Consider the following 16,478-nt stretch of genomic DNA (forward strand, 5'->3'; position numbering starts at 1 on the left):
GAGACCGGATAGGCCAAGGGGTGGCCCGGTCCGAATTTCACTTCAGGAAGCCGACTTTGGTGTAGTCGGCGCTGGCGAGGCCGAAGGCCCCATAGTTGGCGAGGTTGTCGCGGACGGCGTAGGTGCCCGAGGCCTGATGCAGTGGCACCGAATAGCCCTCGGCGAAGATCATCTGATCGCATCTGTTCGCCAGTTCGATGGCCTTCGCCGGATCCAGTTCGGCAATGGTCTGCTCGATCAGCGCATTCAGTTCCGGTGATCCGATGCGGGCTTTATTGCCCAACTGACTGTTCGGGTTGTTCGGATCGTACGTGTAGATCTGCTGCAGCGCCCCCAGCGGTAGCACGCTACCGCCCCAGCTGAATTGGGCGATGTCGAAGTTCCCCGGATCGATCACGTCCTTGAACAACCCTTGGCCGGGTACGGTTTGGATGGTCAGCTTCACCCCGACCTTCGCCAGGTTCTGCTGCACGATCTGCGCGGTCTGCACCCAGGCCTCCTGCTGGTACATCACATCCCGCAGTTCCAGCTTTCGGCCGTCCTTTTCGCGGACATCGCCATTGAGCTTCCAGCCGAGCGCGTCGAGCATCCGCGCCGCCTCGTCCGGATCGAAGGCGATGGGGGCCGAATTGTCCTGGTAGCCCTTCTGGCCCTTCATGTAGATGTGGTTGTTCAGTGGCGTCGGATTTTCGACGACACCGTTCTGGGCGGCGGTCACCAGGGCCTGCCGATCGATTGCCTTCGAAATGGCAATGCGCAGTTGCGGATCCTCGAGCAGGGCGCCCTTGCCGCCGTTGAAGGTCAGATGCGACCAATTGGGCTCGGGCGTGCGCCGCACCACCACGTTCTTCGAATTCCTCGCGCCGGTCACATTCTCGATGCCGGACATATAGGCGTAGTCGATCTCGTTGTTCTGGATCCCGGGCAGCACCGCGGAAGAGTCGAGCACGCTGAGCGTGATCGTGTCCAGCTTCGGGGTGTCGCCCCACCATTTCGGATTGCGGCCCAGCGTGATCCGGTTCTGCGCGCGATCGATGCCGGTGAGCATGAACGGACCCGAGCTGACCGGGAGCGTGTCGTGGTCGGCGTTGCTGAACGCATCCGGGGTGGCGGTGACAGACTTCGGATACAGCGGACTGAATTGACCCTGCCACTCGGCATACGGCTTATTGAAGGTGACGATCGCCTGCCGGTCGTCCTCGCCTCGTTCGACCTTCTCGACCCGGTCGAAGCCGCTGGGTGAGGAGATGAGGAAGCCGGGGTCCTCGGTGCTCAGCGCGGCCGCCTCCGATCGCAGGTCCTCCCAGGTGATCGGGTTGCCATCGGACCATACGGCCTTCGGGTTGATCGTGTAGGTGACCTGTTGGGGGCTGGTATTGGTCAGCTTGATGTCGGTGAAGTAGTTGTGATCGACGGTGAGTTCTCCCGCCGCATTGCTCACCCAAGGGGACGGCATCGTCGGACCGATCACCGTGGCCGTGGTGTCGGTGGTGCCGTCGATATGCAGATAGTTGAAGTTCTCCGGGAGGTTGGTGATGGCCAGGCGCAGGTTGCCGCCGTCGCGCAGTTCGCTGCGATCCTTCGGGTTGATATCGTTCGTGCTGCCGATATCGACCGTGCCGGGGGTGATGCTGTTATCCGAGCAACCGGTCGCGATCAGGCCGAGCGCGACGACGGGAACGGCGATCGTTATTGCGAATCTCATTTAGTGAATCCCACCTTCGTGTAATCCGCCGAGGCCAGACCGAACGCGCCGTAGTTGGCCAGCCCCTCACGCACCGCGACGGTGCCTGCGGACTGCACGATGGGCAGCGAGAAACCTTCCTCGAAGATCATCTTGTCGCATTCGTTCGCCAGCTCGATGGCCTTATCGGGGTCCAGCTCGGCAATCGTCCGCTCGATCAGGGCGTTCAGCTCGGGCGACCCGATCTTGCCCTTATTGCTCAGCGTATTGGCCGGGTCGAAGGCGTAGATCTGCGGCAGCGCGCCCAACGGGAGAATGCCGCCGCTCCAGGTGAATTGGACGATATCGAAGTTGCCTGGATCGACCACATCGGTGAAGAGACCATTGCCCGGATAGGTCTGGATGACCAGCTTGACGCCGATCTTCGCCAGATTCTGCTGCGCGATCTGGGCCATCTGCACCCAGCTCTCCTGCTGGTACATCACATCGCGGATCTCCAGCTTGCGGCCGTCCTTCTCGCGGACGTCGCCGTTGAGCTTCCAGCCGAGATCGTCGAGTTCCTTGGCGGCCTGTTCGGGGTTATAGGCCACCGCGGCCGCATTGTCCTGGTAACCCTTCTGCCCGACCATGAAGATGTGGTTGTCGAGCGGTTTGGGATCGACCACCACACCCTGCTGGGCCGAGGTCGCGATGGCCTGCCGATCGATACCCTTCGAAATGGCGACGCGCAGTTTCGGATCCGCGAGGATCGAACCCGGCGCGCCATTGAAGGTGAAGTGCGAGAACCGCGGCGCCGGTGCGCGGCGCACCTTGATGCCCGGCGCGTTCGAGGCGGTCTTGACCTCATCGATGCCCGATACCGACGCCGAATCCAGTTCGTTGTTCTGCAGCGCGTTCAGCCGGGCCGAGTAGTCGAGCACGCTGTAGGTGACGGTATCCAGCTTCGGGGTGTCGCCCCACCACTTCGGATTGCGGCTCAGCACGATACGCTGCTGCGCCTTATCGATCGAAGTGATCATGAACGGCCCCGCCGACACCGGCAGCCCATTGCGGTTGACCTCGTCGAAGGCCTGCGGCGTCGCGGTGGATGCCTTCGGGTACACCGTGCTGAAGATGCCCTGCCATTCTGCATAGTGCTGGGCCATGGTGACGATCGCCTGCCGGTCGTCGACGCCGCGTTCGATCGTGCCGATCTGGGCGTAGCCCTGCGTTGCCGCCACCTGGAAGGCCGGGTTGCGCCCGCTGAGCGCTTCGGCCTGGGATTTCAGATCTTCCCAGGTAATGGGCGTCCCATCGGTCCAGACCGCCTTGGGATTGATGGTGTAGACGATCGTCTGCGGATTCGTATTGGTGAGTTCGATTTCGGTGAAATAGTTGGTGTCGGTGGTGATCTCACCCGCCGCATCGGATTTGATCGATCCCGGCAGCGCCCAGCTGACCAGATCGGACACCTCGGCGTCGGAGTCGACATGCGATGTATTGAAGGTCGCTGGGAAATTCGTCAGCGCCAGCCGCAGATTACCGCCGTCGCGCAGTTCGCTCGGATCCTTCGGATTGATGTCATTGGACGTGCTGATCGAACTGGAACCCGCCGTCACGGCATCGCCCGATGCACACCCGGACAGAATCAGCGCGATGGCGACGGCGGGTGCCGCGATCTGCATTCCCACCCGGCGCTGCCGGGCGATACGTGCTGTTGTCATTTCACGAATCCGATCTTGGTGTAGTCGTAGGACGCGAGGCCGGGGGAACCGATATTGGCGAGATCGGAACGCACGCCGAAACTGCCGTCGCTCTGCATGAGGGGCAGCGAATGACCCTCCTCGAAAACCTTCCGGTCCACTTCATTGGCCAGTTCGATGGCCTTCTTCGGATCCAGTTCCGAGAGGGCGCGATCGATCAGGGCATTGAGCTCCGGTGAGCCCACGCGGGCGTAATTGCCCTGCAGGTCGTTCGGGTCGTAGTAGTACGCCTGTCGAATACTGCTGAACGCGAACGCATCGCCCACCCAGACGAACTGGGCGGCGTCGAAGTCACCCGGCTGGATGACATCGGTGAAATACCCGGCACCGGGCTTGGTGTCGATGGTCAGCCCCACGCCGATGTCGGCGAGGTTGCGCTGAATGATCTGGGCGATCTGCACCCAGGTCGGATCGTTGTACATGACATCGCGGATGACGAGCCTGTGCCCATCCTTCTCGCGCACGTTCCCGTTGAGTTTCCACCCCGCCGCATCGAGTTCGCGCGCGGCTGCCGTCGGATCGAAGCCGAGGCTGTTGTCCTGGTATCCCGTCTGACCCTGCAGGAAGATGTGATTGTTCAGCGGCTTGGGATTCTCGACGAGCCCGTTCTGGATCGCGTTGACGATCGACTGCCGATCGATGGCCTTCGAAATGGCCACGCGCACTCTGGGATCGGAAAGGATGGATCCCGGTGCGCCATTGAAGGTGATGTGGCGCCAGCGGTTACCAGGTGCGCGCCGAACCACCAGGCCACCGGTATTGCGTACGGTCTGGACGTCGTCGACCGTGGCGAGCTGGACCAGGTCGAGTTCATTGTTCTGCAGCGCCGTCGTCCAGGCGGAGCGATCGAGCACGCTGTAGGTGATGGTGTCGAGTTTGGGTTTGGCGCCCCACCATTTCGGATTGTGGCCCAATATGATTCGGCCCTGCGATCGGTCGGTGGACACGACCTGGAACGGTCCGGCACTGGGCCCCATCGCATTGGCGAGGCTGTTGTTGAATGAATCCGGATCGGCGGTCACGGATTTCGGGAACAGCGAGGCATTGCCCGCGAACTGACCGCGCCATTCGGCGTAGGGATGGCCGAAGGTCAGGACGGCCTGGCGGTCGTCGACGCCGCGCTCGACCTTGTCCACGAATTCGAAGCCGTTGGTAATGGCGATCAGGAAGCGCTTATCCCGGCCGCTGAGCGCGTTCGCCTCGGATTTGATGTCTTCCCAGGTGATCGGATTGCCGTCGGACCAGACCGCCTTCGGGTTGATCGTGTAGGTGACCTGCTGTGGGTCGGTGCTGGTCAGCGCGATATCGGTGAAATAGTCCCGATTGATCGACAATTCGCCGGCGGCGTTGGTGTCGAACGATCGCGGCATCATCGGCCGCTCGATATCGGCTATCTCGCTGTCGTTCCCGTCATTGGACAGGGTGTTCCAGTTGGCCGGGTACGACGTGGTCGCGAGGCGCAGATTGCCACCGTCGCGCACCTCGTCGACGCTCGTGGGATTGATGTCATTGGTGGTGCCGAGCGTGTCCGACAGCCCCGTTGTCGAATCGCCGCCCGAACCACAGCCCGCCACGATCAGGCCGAACGCGACCACCGGTACCGCCCACCGCATCCGGCTGGCTCGGGTTCTCGATGGCATCGCGCTCTCCCTCTATCGGCTGACGACCGGCACCGGGACCGCATCGATCAACGCCCGGGTGTACTCGTTGCTCGGATTGTCGAAGATCTGTTCGGCGGGCCCGGCCTCGACGATCTTCCCGCGATACATCACCGCGATATCGTGGGCCAGATTGCGGACCACCGAAAGGTCGTGCGAGACGAACAGGTAGGACAGACCGTGTTCGGTCTGCAGGTTGCGCAGCAGATTCAGCACACCCGCCTGGATCGACACGTCCAGCGACGACACCGGTTCATCGAGCACGAGGATCTCCGGTTCCAGGGCCAGCGCGCGGGCGATGCTGATGCGCTGTTTCTGGCCGCCGGAGAAATCGGCGGGATAGCGATCGGCGTGCTCGGGCCGCAGACCGACCTGTTCGAGCAAGGCCGGCACCCGCTTGGCGATCTCGGCGCGCGGGCGGCCATCGATGCGCATCGGTTCGGCGAGCACATCGAAGATCGGCAACCGCGGATCCAGCGCGGCCGTCGGATCTTGGAAGACGATCTGCATCTTCCGGCGGATCTCGCGTTTGCGCGCCTTGGTCAGGGTCGCGATATCGCTGCCCATGATCTCGATGGTGCCCGCTTGCGGCTTCACCAGGTCGAGAATCTGGGTCAGCGTGGTGGATTTCCCGGAACCCGATTCGCCGACCAGCGCCAATGTCCGTCCGGCGTGTACTTCGAAGCTGATGCCGTCGACCGCGCGGACCTCGCCCTTGCGGCGCTTGAACACCACGCCGGAGGTGATCGGATAGGTCTTCACCAGATCCGAAACCCGCAGCACCACCCGCTCATCGGTCGCTGCCTCCGCGCTCGGCTCCGCGATCTCCTGGCGGTAGGCCGCGAACAGATCGGCGGAGGTCACCTCCGCGGTGCGGATGCAGGCGGCCGCATGGCCGGGGCCGGTCTTCTCCAAGGGCGGCTCGGCGGCACGGCAGTCATCGATCGCGATCGGGCAGCGCGGTGCGAAGGAGCAACCCGGCGGCAGCGCGTGCATGGCCGGTGGCGCACCCACGATCGGGATCAGCGGGCTGCGCGCCGGTCCGTCCATGCGCGGAATGGAGCCGAGCAGGCCGACCGTGTACGGCATCCGCGGTGCGGCGAAAAGCTCTGCCGCTGGCGCGGTTTCGACAATCTTTCCGGCGTACATCACCGCGACGCGGTCGGCGAGGGTGGCCGCGATACCCATATCGTGGGTGATCATGATGACGCCGGCGCCGGTGATATCGCGCGCCTTGCGCAGCAGATTCAGGATCTGCTTCTGCACCGTCACATCGAGTGCGGTGGTCGGTTCGTCACAGATGATCAGTGCCGGATCATTGGCGATGGCCATGGCGATGACCACCCGCTGACGCATACCGCCGGAGAATTCGTGCGGAAATGCCTTGGCGCGCACCGCAGGATCGGGAATTCCCACCAGATCCAGCAGCTCCACCGCCCGCGCCGATGCCTCGCGGCTGGTCATATCGGTATGCGCGAGCAGGGCTTCGGCGACCTGATCGCCGACCCGGTAGACCGGGGTCAGCGCCGAGAGTGGGTCCTGGAACACCATGCTGATGGAACGTCCACGCAGCTTGGACAATTGGCGATCGCCGAGTCCGAGCAGTTCGCGTCCGCGCAGCCGGATGGAGCCATTGATCCGCGCCTGCTCCGGCAGCAGTCCGATCACCGCGAGCGAGGAAACCGATTTACCCGAACCGGATTCGCCGACAATGGCGAGCACCTCACCATCGGAGACGGTGTAGTTCACCCCGCGCACCGCGTCGATGCGGCCTTCCTCACTGGGGAAGGAGACCCGCAGATCGGAGACCTCCAACAGCGGTGCGGTGGAGTTCTTTTCGATGGCGGCCTTATCGCCCGTCATGCCCCGACCTTCTTTTCCGACGCGTCCTTCTTCCGCGAACGAGCCCGTTTCGCGCTGGGATCGAACGCGTCACGCAATCCATCACCGACCAGATTCGCCGAAAGCACGATGACGATCAGCAGTCCACCGGCGAACATGAACAGCCAGGGGAAGGTGAGCGCCGATGCGGTGCCCGACGCGATGAGCGTGCCCAGCGATACATCCGGCGACTGCACACCGAATCCGAGGTAGCTCAAACCGGTTTCGGCCATGATCGACGCACCCACCGACAGTGTGGTGTCGATGATCAGGATCGAGGCGATATTCGGCAGGATATGGCTCAGGATCACCGTCCTGGTAGGTGCGCCCATATACCGTGCGGCCTTGACGAATTCGCGTTCGCGCAGACTCATCGTCAGCCCGCGCACAATGCGCGCGCTGATCATCCAGCCGAAGACACTCAGCAGCAGGATCAGCAGCAGGATGGAGCCGCTGCCCTTCGTCTTCGGCGCGAACAGCGCGACGATGATGAAGCTCGGCACCACCAGCAGCAGGTCGACCAGCCACATGATGGCCCGATCGGTGAAACCGCCGATGAGCCCGGCGATCGAACCGGTCAGCGCCGCGATGGTGGTGCTGATAATGGCCACACAGAAGCCGATGATCAGCGATTTCTGCATGCCGCGCAGGGTCTGCGCGAGTACGTCGTGGCCGATGGCGTCGGTGCCGAAGGGATGTTTCGCGCTCGGCGGTTTGCGCAGCGCCGTGCCGTCGAGTTCCTGATAGTCCCAGGTCCAGAAGTAGGGCAGCACATAGGCGACCAGCACCAGGATCAGCAGCACGATCACACCGGCGACGGCGGACTTATTGCGCAGGAAGCGGCGCAGGACGAGTTTGCGTCGACCGGTGGCGGCGGCCTCCGGCGCCCCTTGGACGATGATCTCGGCTTCGGTCACGACTGCGCCTCGCTAGCGCTCGGCTCCGTCGCGCCCGACGGTGCTGTGTTGATGGTTCGCTCGCTCACGACACACGCACCCTGGGGTCGAGAATCGCGTACACCACATCGGACAGCAGGCCCGATACCAGCACTACCAGACCGGCGAATGCCGTCACCGTGACGACAACGTAGAGGTCCTGGGCATTGATGGAGTTGACCAGCCATTCCCCGACGCCGTGCCAGCCGAAGATCTTCTCGGTGAATGTCGCGCCGGTGATCAGCCCGCCGAGGCTGTAGGCGAACAGCGTCGCCATCGGGATCAGCGCGGTGCGCAGACCGTGCTTGTACAGGGCCTTATTGCGGGTCAGACCCTTGGCGCGGGCGGTGCGGATGAAATCGCTCTGCAATACGTCGAGCATGGCGTTGCGCTGATAGCGGCTGTAACCGGCCATCGCGCCGAGGGCCAAACCGGCGGTCGGCAGCACCAGATGCTGGAGGCGGTCGAGCAATTGCGGGAGGAAGCCGTTGATCTTGTTCGCCGAGGTCTCACCGGTATAGAGGAAGATCTGCGATCCGGTCAGCGTATTCACTTCCAACGCACCGTATTTCAACAGGGTGGCGAGCAGGAACACCGGCGTGCTCAGCACCAGCAGCGAGACGACCGTGGTGAAGTAATCACTGAATTTGTATTGCCGGATCGCCCCGGCCGCACCGATCAACACCCCGAGCACCGTGCCCACGATCGAACCGATGATCAGCAACCGCAGACTCACCAGCACCCGTCGCGGCAGTTCCTCGCTGACCGGCTGTCCGGCCAGCGTCTCGCCGAAGTCACCCTTCGGGATGCCCTTCAGCCAGCTGATATAGCGCTGGGGGATCGGCTCGTTGAGATGCAGCTGTTCGGCCTTGGCATCGATCACCGCCTGCGGCGGACGTGGATTGCGCTGTTCGAGACTGTCCAGCGGCGTGAACGTCAGCGACGCCAGACTGAACGTCAGGAACGAAGCCAGCAGCAACAGCACGACATAATTGAACGCGCGTCGTAGCAGGAAGCCGGTCATCAGTCCTCTGGTCCTACGGCTGGTCGGGCCAGCATCGAGTATTAGTCCCTGATCATAAGGACGTGGGTGCGACCGTGCGTGACACGTGTGAGATCGGCATGTCCCTTATTCTGTCGTCGCAGGTGCGTCCAGGCTTTTCTCGGCGCTCGAAGGGGGACCGTAATGAGTTATCCGCAATATGAGCCTTATCCACCGGCTCCGGCGCCCGTGCCCGGCGGCGGCACCGCGATCAGCGCCGGGGTGCTGGCGAGTATCGGCAGTGCGAGCCAATTGCTCGGCGGCGGTATGAATATCGTGCTGGGGGTCACAGACCTCGGAACCAACCTTGCCGACTATGACTCGACCGGCCTGTTCGCGCAGCACTGGTTCAAGACATATGCACTGGTGACAGGCGTTATCGCGCTGATAACGGCGATCTTGCTCGGCGTGGGCGCGGTCATGATGTTCACCAGGAAGCCGCTCGGCCGGGTCCTGGTTGTCGCGGGGTGTGCGGTGGTCGTGATCGCCGGAATCGCGGAGTACGCGGTGACACTGCGCTATACCGCCTCGGGCGGTGGCGCGACAGCGATCGGCGGCGGCGTCGGCGGTCTGATCGGGTTGGTCTTCCCGATCGCCACCGCGGTCCTCGCCCTCATCGCCCCGACGACGCGCTGGTTGAACTACAACCCGGCGAGCGCCTACCCACCGCCGGTGGCCAGGTACCCGTACGGGCCCGCCGCGCCCCCGCCCGGACCAGCGGCGTATTCGTTCGGATCGGGCGCGACGCCCTACTCGTCGACCGGCTATCCGCAGTACGGCTCTAGGACACCGCATCCCCAGGCGGGTTCCGCCTATTCGGGAACCGATCAGGCGTCTCCGGCGGCCACGCCCTCGGACCGGTCGGCGAATCCTCCGGCGGCCCCTCCATATCCGCCGCCCGATCAGGCCGGGCCCCAGACCGCATCCCCGGCGGGCACGTACTCGGACTGGTCGGCGAATCCCTTGGAAGCATCTTCATATCCGCCGCCGGATCAGACCGGGACGCAGGCCGCATCCCCGTCGGCCACGCCCTCGGACCAGGCGGCGAACCCTCCGGTGGCCCCTCCATATTCGCCGCCCGATCAGGCCGGGCCCCAGGCAGCATCCCCGGCGGGCACGTACTCGGACTGGTCGGCGAATCCGTCGGAAGCATCTGCATATCCGCCTCCGGATCAGGCCGGGTCCCAGGCGGCATCCCCGGCGGGCGCACCCCCGGACGGGTCGGCGAATCCCGCGGCGGCCCATGCACATCCGCGGCCCGATCTGGCGAAACCGCAGCCTGACCAGGCCAAACCGCAGTCCGACCCGACAGTGCAGGCCGACGACTCCGTCTGGCGGCGACCGACATCCGAGTGACAGCCGCGCACTGCTCGAGTCGATCATCGTTGTGCAGATCGAGGCCGCGAAGATAGCCGCGACCTCGCCGAGATGGTCTTCCGGCAGGATGGAATAGGTGACGCGCCTGCACCTGCCCAAGCCGAAGATGGTTGCCACCGATGTGGACGGCACCCTCATCGATCACGACGAGCGGGTTACCGCGCGAACCAAGGCGGCGGTGGCCGCCCTGATCACCGACGGTGTGCCATTCGTCCTTGCCACCGGCAGGCCGCCACGCTGGATCGATCCGGTGGTCGACGGACTCGGCTACGCGCCGCTGTGTGTCTGCGGCAATGGTGCGGTGATCTACGACAGCGCCGCCGATCGGGTGCTCGCCAGCCGCACGCTCGATGTGGACACCCTGTCCTGGATCGCCGATCTGGCCGAACGCGCGCTGCCCGGCTGCGGCCTCGCCGCCGAACGCGTCGGCGCCAGCGCCCACGATGCGGTGACGCCGCAATTCGTGAGCTCGCCGGAATACGAGCACGCATGGCTCAATCCGGATGACACCGAGGTCTCGCGCATGGAAGTCATCGATGCGCCCGCGATCAAGATGCTGGTCCGACTACGCGGCACCCGCAGCGCCGATATGCGCGCGGTCCTCGCACCGCTGATCGGCGACCGCGCCGATATCACCTACTCGACCGACCACGGCCTGATCGAACTGTCCGCCCCCGGCGTCACCAAGGCCTCCGGCCTGGCGATAGTGGCCCAGCGCCTCGGCGTCGAACATTCGGCCATCATCGCGTTCGGCGATATGCCCAATGACGTTCCGATGCTGACCATGGTCGGCCACGGCGTCGCGATGGCCAACGCGCACCCGGAAGCGCTCGCCGCCGCAAATGAAGTCACCGGCGCGAATTCCGAAGACGGTGTCGCGCAGGTACTCGAGCGTTGGTGGGTCTGAGCTGACCGAATCCCAATGAGCCGGAGCAGAGGTCAACCGACTGATTGCGGATATCAGAGCGGCCCAGTGGATTTCAGGCGCAGAAATGCGCCGAGCCCAACTGGTCGACGCGATCGTCGCAGCTGGGCTCGGCGTGGGTGCGCTGCTCAGCCAGCCGGTGCGCTGGCCTGACCGATCGGACTGCGGTTGATCTGTTGTTGGTTGGTTTCGTTGTAGGCCTTCCAGACGGTGGTGACGATGCCGGTCAGCTGGTTGAGAATCAGTGAGCCGTACTGGAAGTCGGTGCGCAGTCCGTTCGGCACCGGGTAGGTATTGCTCAGCGGGAGGCCGAGGACGCCAGCGTCGGCGCCGAGGGCGAGGAAGCGGTCCAGGATCGCGCCCATCACCTCGTACACCTGGCCATTCGCGCCGGTGTAGACGTACCCGTTGACGAATTTCGCGTACTGCTGGCCCTGCGCGGCGGGCAGCGGCTCCGATGCGGCCGCGCCGAGCGGGCCGTCCGGACCGCCCTTATCGGCCCAGTGTTTGGCGATCGGGTTCTGATTCACCAGGCCGAGCAGTTTGGCGGTCAGTGCGGCCAGCGTCGCGATATCCAGCTGAGGGCGCGGGGCGGTCTGCGACTGCGGTGCCTGCGCCTGCTGCTGGGGTGCCTGCGCCTGCCGTTGCGGTTTGCTCGACGTGCCGGAGGCGATACCCGCGGCGATATCGCGGATGCGATCCATATCGGCATAGGCCGCGTCACCGGGGCAGCTGGTATTGCCGACGTCGCGGTGCGCGAACACCACCGGCAGCTGGACCGCCTCGCCCTCCGGATAGAAGGTGAATTCGGTGCCTTCGGAGTACATCGTGGTGGAGCCCTTGGGGTCCAGGCCCGCGATCTTGGACCGCCAACCGATGAACCGGCCGACCGCGTCCAACGCCTCCGCCGAGGGCTCCTCGGACTCGTAGTTGCCCATCAATGCCACACCCGAGGTGTTCTCGTTGAACCCGCCCGCGTGCGCGCCCTGCACCGGACGGTCCAGTCCGCCGAAGCGGCCCTCGAAGATCTGGCCGTACTTGTCGACCAGCGCGTTGTAGCCGATATCGCACCAGCCCAACGTCTTTGCGTGATACGTGTAGATCGCGCGGACGATGCCCGCGGATTCGGCCTTGGTGTAGTCGTTGCGGCCCGCGGTGTGGTGCACCGTGATGCCGCCGACCTGGTCGTCGTAGGTGGGGTCTTCACAGCGAATGGATTCGTCGGCGCCCCACTGGGATCGGGTGATGACATTGGGCCCGCCGCTGGGCAGCGCCGCCGCGACATCGGTGAGCGTGCCGTCGATGGCCCCACGGCCCGGATCGATCAGCACGGCCGTCAGTTCGACAGCGGTCTGGGCCGGATCATCCGAGCGGGGGGCGGCCTGGGTGCGCCGCATCGGCACGGCGCCCTCCGCATCGTCCGCGATCGGCGGATACGCCGAGGTGGCCGGGGTCGGCTTGCGGGTCACCAGGATCTGCACCGACTTGGTATTGCCCACGTAGATCGGTTCGGTGCCGGTGGTGCCGCCCGCCGCCGCCCGATCGTTGCGGCGGGTATCGACGGCTTCGGTGTCGTACCAGGGACCCCAGGTGTCATCGGACTGCCGGGCCCGGACCATCGCCTTGGCGTTCACCAGATCGTGCGCGGTCAATGCGACGACACTGAACGGTGTATCCCGACTGACTTCCTTGACCTGCGCACCGACCTGGCTGAGCAGCTCCGGCGGGACGGCGCCGGGTGCCAGTGCGGGTGTGTCCGGGGTGATTCCGGGTTCCAGCTGGCCGGGGTCGGCGATGAAAGTGGCGGCCGAGAGATGACGTTGGCCGGGCTGAGCAGGAGTGGTTCGGCTGGGAGTGGTGTCCTGTCCGAGGGGGGCGCCCTGGTTCTGGCCTGGCGTGGATTGGCCGGGGGTGGTGCCCTGACCAAGAGTGGCGCCATGACCCGTGTTGGGGCTCTGACCTGTATGGGGGCTTTGGCCTGGCGCGGTTTGGTCCGGGGTGGTGTCCTGTCCGAGGGTGGTGCCCTGACCTGTGTTGGGGTTCTGGCCTGGCGCGGTTTGGTCGGGATCGGCCTGGCTAGGAGCGGATTGCCCCGGAGTCGTTTGGCCGGGGAAGGCTTGACCGGGAGCCAATTGGCCTGGAACTGATCGACCAGGAAGCGATTGGCCCGGATGGGATTGGCCCGGAACAACCGATTGGCCTGGAAGGGATTGGCTGGGGGTGGTGTCCTGTCCGAGGGTGGTGCCCTGATCTGTGTTGGGGTTCTGGCCCGGGGCGGTTTGGCCTGGAATGGCCTGGCCGGGAGCGGATTGCCCTGGAGTCGTTTGGCCGGGGGAGGTTTGGCCTGGAGCCGATTGGCCTGGGAGGGATTGGCCGGGAGCTGACCGGCCTGGAAGGGATTGGCTGGGGGTGGTGCCCTGTCCGAGCGTGGTGCCCTGACCTGTGTTCGGGTTCTGGCCCGGGGCGGTTTGGCCAGGAATGGCCTGGCCAGGAGAGAATTGACCCGGAGTCGTTTGGCTGGGGGAGGTTTGCCCCGGAAGGGTTTGGCCTGGAACCGACTGGCCTGGGCGGGATTGGCCGGGAGCTGACTGGCCTGGGCGGGTTTGGCCTGGAACCGACTGGCCTGGGCGGGATTGGCCGGGAACCGACTGGCCTGGGAGAGATTGGCCCGGAACCGACTGGCCCGGGGCGCTCTGTCCGAGAAGCTTGGGGATCGGAATTTCCTTCGGTAGCTGCATGCCGGGCGGCATCGGCAGCCCCTGCGGAATCGGAACGGAATCCGGAAGCGGCAGCATGCGTAGATCCGAAAGATGCAGATCAGGTAGGTCGAGTCCGGTGAGTTCGCGTAGCGGAAGGGTGATGTCGGGCACCGTGGTGAGGACCACTTCGGCCATCTGTGCGGGTATTGCGGCGAGCTCGCTGCTGGTGGTCGAACGGTAATCGGTTGAGTCGCCCAGCGTGAAAGTCGCGAGCGGGGCCGCTACCGCAACAGTGGTGACAACCGGGAGCACGTAGGAACGTTTCGGTTTGCGGTACGGCACGAGCGTCTCCATTCAGGTCGAACCGAGCGATCATCTGCACGGATGTCAGGGTTGCTTCCTGATGCATCAACGACCACACTAGTTCACAACTGTCACAAATCTAAACCTCTGGTTGAGGATTATTCGATTGCTCGAATGTAGCTCTCGGATTGCGGCCGGATGGCACGACATGCCGACCGGTATCGAACCGATCAGGTCCCGAAAAACCGTGGGAGTGAACGGATGCGACGCGAACAGCAGCAAAATGGGCTACCGCGGGGGAGTGGAAAATGCGGATGAAAACGACAGTGGCGAGTAGGCGAATTTGCCGTAGGCGGATATCGCGAACCCCGATATGCATGCTGGTCACGGGTGGTGCGGCCGTACTGGCCGGAACTGTGATCGCCTGCTGGGTCTGGCCGGCCGACGCGCCGCCGTATCGGCCGCTCGCCGGACCGGGTCACGGGCGCGGGATGAGTCAGGTCGGCGCGTTCGACAGCGCGCGGAAGGGCTGGGCCGCCGAGCGCATCCTCGATCATTACTACCCGGGCGCGACGCTGGGCAAGATCTCAGCAACCACCGTCGGGGTGCGACTAGTGGAACAGGACGATTCCACACTTGACGCTTACGCCGACGCCGGGCTGCGGGTCGCTGGCCAATTGCTCGCGCCCGGTCAGGCCGCCCACCTCACCGCGCTACCCGACGGCGGCGCGAATGTGGTCGTCACGATGGGCTGTGACGGTGGCGTGCTGTGGCAAAGGACGGTCGCCGACCCATGGATCTACCCGATCAACCCGCGGTCCAACCGCCCCGCTGCCGAACATCTGACCCTGTGCGGCGGTTCGGCCTATCGCGGCTCGCTCGGCGTTGCGATGGAGAACGGCGAGGCGCGCACGGTGAATCGCGTCGATATCGAGGACTATCTGGTGGGCGTCGTCCCGGCCGAGGTGCAGGCCAATTGGGCGGATAAGGGGGCGACGGAAGCCCTTCGCGCACAGGCGATCGCGGCGCGCTCGTACGCGCTCGCCGAACACCGCTACCCCTATGCGCAGACCTGCGACACCACCGACTGCCAGGTCTATCCGGGTACCGCAAAGGAGGATCCGCGCGCGACCCAGGTCATTGCGGCGACCGCGGGAACGGTGCTGCTGCGGGACGGGCGAATTCTGCGTGCGGAGTACTCCGCCGCCCCCGACGGTGGGGAACCCGCCGATATCTACGCTCTCGATGTCGGCCCCACACCGGCCGAACTCGGCACCCCGGTGGTCGGCGCGGCCACACCGCCCATCGACCCGCGCAAGCAGACCCTCGTCGTCGAATCGCCGATCGACGCCGAATACCGCCGGATCGGCGGCGCGAACAGCCCGCTGGGCCAACCCCTCGGCCCCGAGATGGCCCTCTCCGAAAACGCTGGCTCCTACCGCCTTTTCACCAACGGCGTCATCATCGCAACCCCCACACTCGGCGCCCGGGTCGTCGACTTCACCACCCTCATGCAACTGGTGCCGGATCCACACGGGACCGCAAACCGCGAGGATAAGCCGGGCGGCAGGTTGCCGCCCGCGAACGCGGTGCCCCAGGGAAGTGCAGTGCGACCGAACATCAACGGCGCACCCGGAACCGCAGTGCTTCCTGGCGGCACTGTGGCGCCCGATGGGGCGATGCCCGGAGGTGCCCTCGGCCCCGGAAGTCCGGCGCCCGCAGGTGTGCTCGGAGGGCATGGTGCGTTGCCGCCCGGCGGCAGTGTCTCGTCGGAGGGGGCAGTGCTCGGACCGCAGGGTGCCGCGCTGTCCGGCGGCAGTGTCTTGCCCGAGGGAGCGGCGTCCGGAGGTGCTCGCGGCCCCGGAAGTCCGGTGCCCGCAGGTGTGCTCGGACCGCAGGGTGCCACGCTGCCCGGCAGTAGTGTCTTGCCCGAGGGGGCGATGCCCGGAGGTGCTCGCGGCCCCGGAAGTCCGGCGCCCGCAGGTGTGCTCGGAGGGCATGGTGCGTTGCCGCCCGGCGGCAGTGTCTCGTCGGAGGGGGCAGTGCTCGGACCGCAGGGTGCCACGCTGCCCGGCGGCAGTGTCTTGCCCGAGGGCCCGGGGTCCGGAGGAGCCCTCGGACCCGAGAGTGCCGCAGCACCAGGGGTTTCGTAGTGCCGGGCAGTGATGTTGCGCCGAATACTGCGGTTGTGCCCGGGAATACCGTTGCGCCGAGGACCGCGTCGACCCCGAC

General features: G+C 65.2%; 10 protein-coding genes. 3 read left to right on the top strand and 7 right to left on the bottom strand.

The genetic code is table 11. From position 1 onward, the window contains the following. Positions 1 to 37: 37 nt before the first annotated feature. The 6 genes from ACQP2D_RS00825 to ACQP2D_RS00850 form a co-directional block, all read right to left on the bottom strand. Positions 38 to 1,705 carry an ABC transporter family substrate-binding protein gene (locus ACQP2D_RS00825; RefSeq protein ID WP_433681827.1) on the bottom strand — a complete coding sequence of 556 codons (1,668 nt, stop codon included), beginning with the start codon at positions 1,703 to 1,705 and terminating at the stop codon, positions 38 to 40. Next, a complete protein-coding gene (locus ACQP2D_RS00830; protein ID WP_433681828.1) occupies positions 1,702 to 3,387 on the bottom strand; it encodes an ABC transporter family substrate-binding protein in 1,686 nt (561 codons plus the stop codon). Before ACQP2D_RS00830 ends, ACQP2D_RS00825 begins: the two co-directional genes overlap by 4 nt. After that, complete coding sequence (locus tag ACQP2D_RS00835) at positions 3,384 to 5,066, bottom strand: ABC transporter family substrate-binding protein (protein WP_433681829.1); 1,683 nt, start codon at positions 5,064 to 5,066, stop codon at positions 3,384 to 3,386. Before ACQP2D_RS00835 ends, ACQP2D_RS00830 begins: the two co-directional genes overlap by 4 nt. A gap of 12 nt (positions 5,067 to 5,078) precedes the next feature. Then, on the bottom strand, positions 5,079 to 6,947 hold the full coding sequence (locus ACQP2D_RS00840) for an ABC transporter ATP-binding protein (protein WP_433681830.1): 1,869 nt from the start codon (positions 6,945 to 6,947) through the stop codon (positions 5,079 to 5,081). Beyond that, positions 6,944 to 7,882, bottom strand: coding sequence for an ABC transporter permease (locus ACQP2D_RS00845; RefSeq protein WP_433681831.1), 939 nt, complete (start codon positions 7,880 to 7,882; stop codon positions 6,944 to 6,946). The genes ACQP2D_RS00840 and ACQP2D_RS00845 overlap by 4 nt, the downstream gene beginning before the upstream one ends. 64 nt (positions 7,883 to 7,946) lie before the next feature. Continuing rightward, positions 7,947 to 8,924 carry an ABC transporter permease gene (locus tag ACQP2D_RS00850; RefSeq protein WP_433681832.1) on the bottom strand — a complete coding sequence of 326 codons (978 nt, stop codon included), beginning with the start codon at positions 8,922 to 8,924 and terminating at the stop codon, positions 7,947 to 7,949. 162 nt (positions 8,925 to 9,086) lie between these two features. On the opposite strand from ACQP2D_RS00850, the gene ACQP2D_RS00855 reads away from it, so the two are divergent. Together ACQP2D_RS00855 and ACQP2D_RS00860 are read left to right on the top strand one after the other, a co-directional pair. Further along, positions 9,087 to 10,298: a hypothetical protein gene (locus ACQP2D_RS00855; protein WP_433681833.1), complete on the top strand. Its 1,212-nt coding sequence runs from the start codon at positions 9,087 to 9,089 to the stop codon at positions 10,296 to 10,298. Positions 10,299 to 10,425: 127 nt separating this feature from the next. Then, complete coding sequence (locus tag ACQP2D_RS00860) at positions 10,426 to 11,226, top strand: HAD family hydrolase (protein ID WP_433685960.1); 801 nt, start codon at positions 10,426 to 10,428, stop codon at positions 11,224 to 11,226. Between the two features lie 146 nt (positions 11,227 to 11,372). On the opposite strand, the gene ACQP2D_RS00865 is transcribed toward ACQP2D_RS00860, so the two are convergent. Continuing rightward, positions 11,373 to 13,376, bottom strand: a complete 2,004-nt coding sequence (locus tag ACQP2D_RS00865) for an N-acetylmuramoyl-L-alanine amidase (RefSeq protein WP_433681834.1) — start codon at positions 13,374 to 13,376, stop codon at positions 11,373 to 11,375. A gap of 1,247 nt (positions 13,377 to 14,623) precedes the next feature. Here ACQP2D_RS00865 and ACQP2D_RS00870 point away from each other — a divergent pair. Further along, entirely contained in the window at positions 14,624 to 16,399 is a 1,776-nt protein-coding gene (locus ACQP2D_RS00870; RefSeq protein WP_433681835.1) for a SpoIID/LytB domain-containing protein, read from the top strand. The last annotated feature ends 79 nt before the right edge of the window (positions 16,400 to 16,478 follow it).

The organism is Nocardia sp. CA-119907 (genome assembly GCF_050955995.1).
Taxonomy (GTDB): Bacteria; Actinomycetota; Actinomycetes; order Mycobacteriales; family Mycobacteriaceae; genus Nocardia.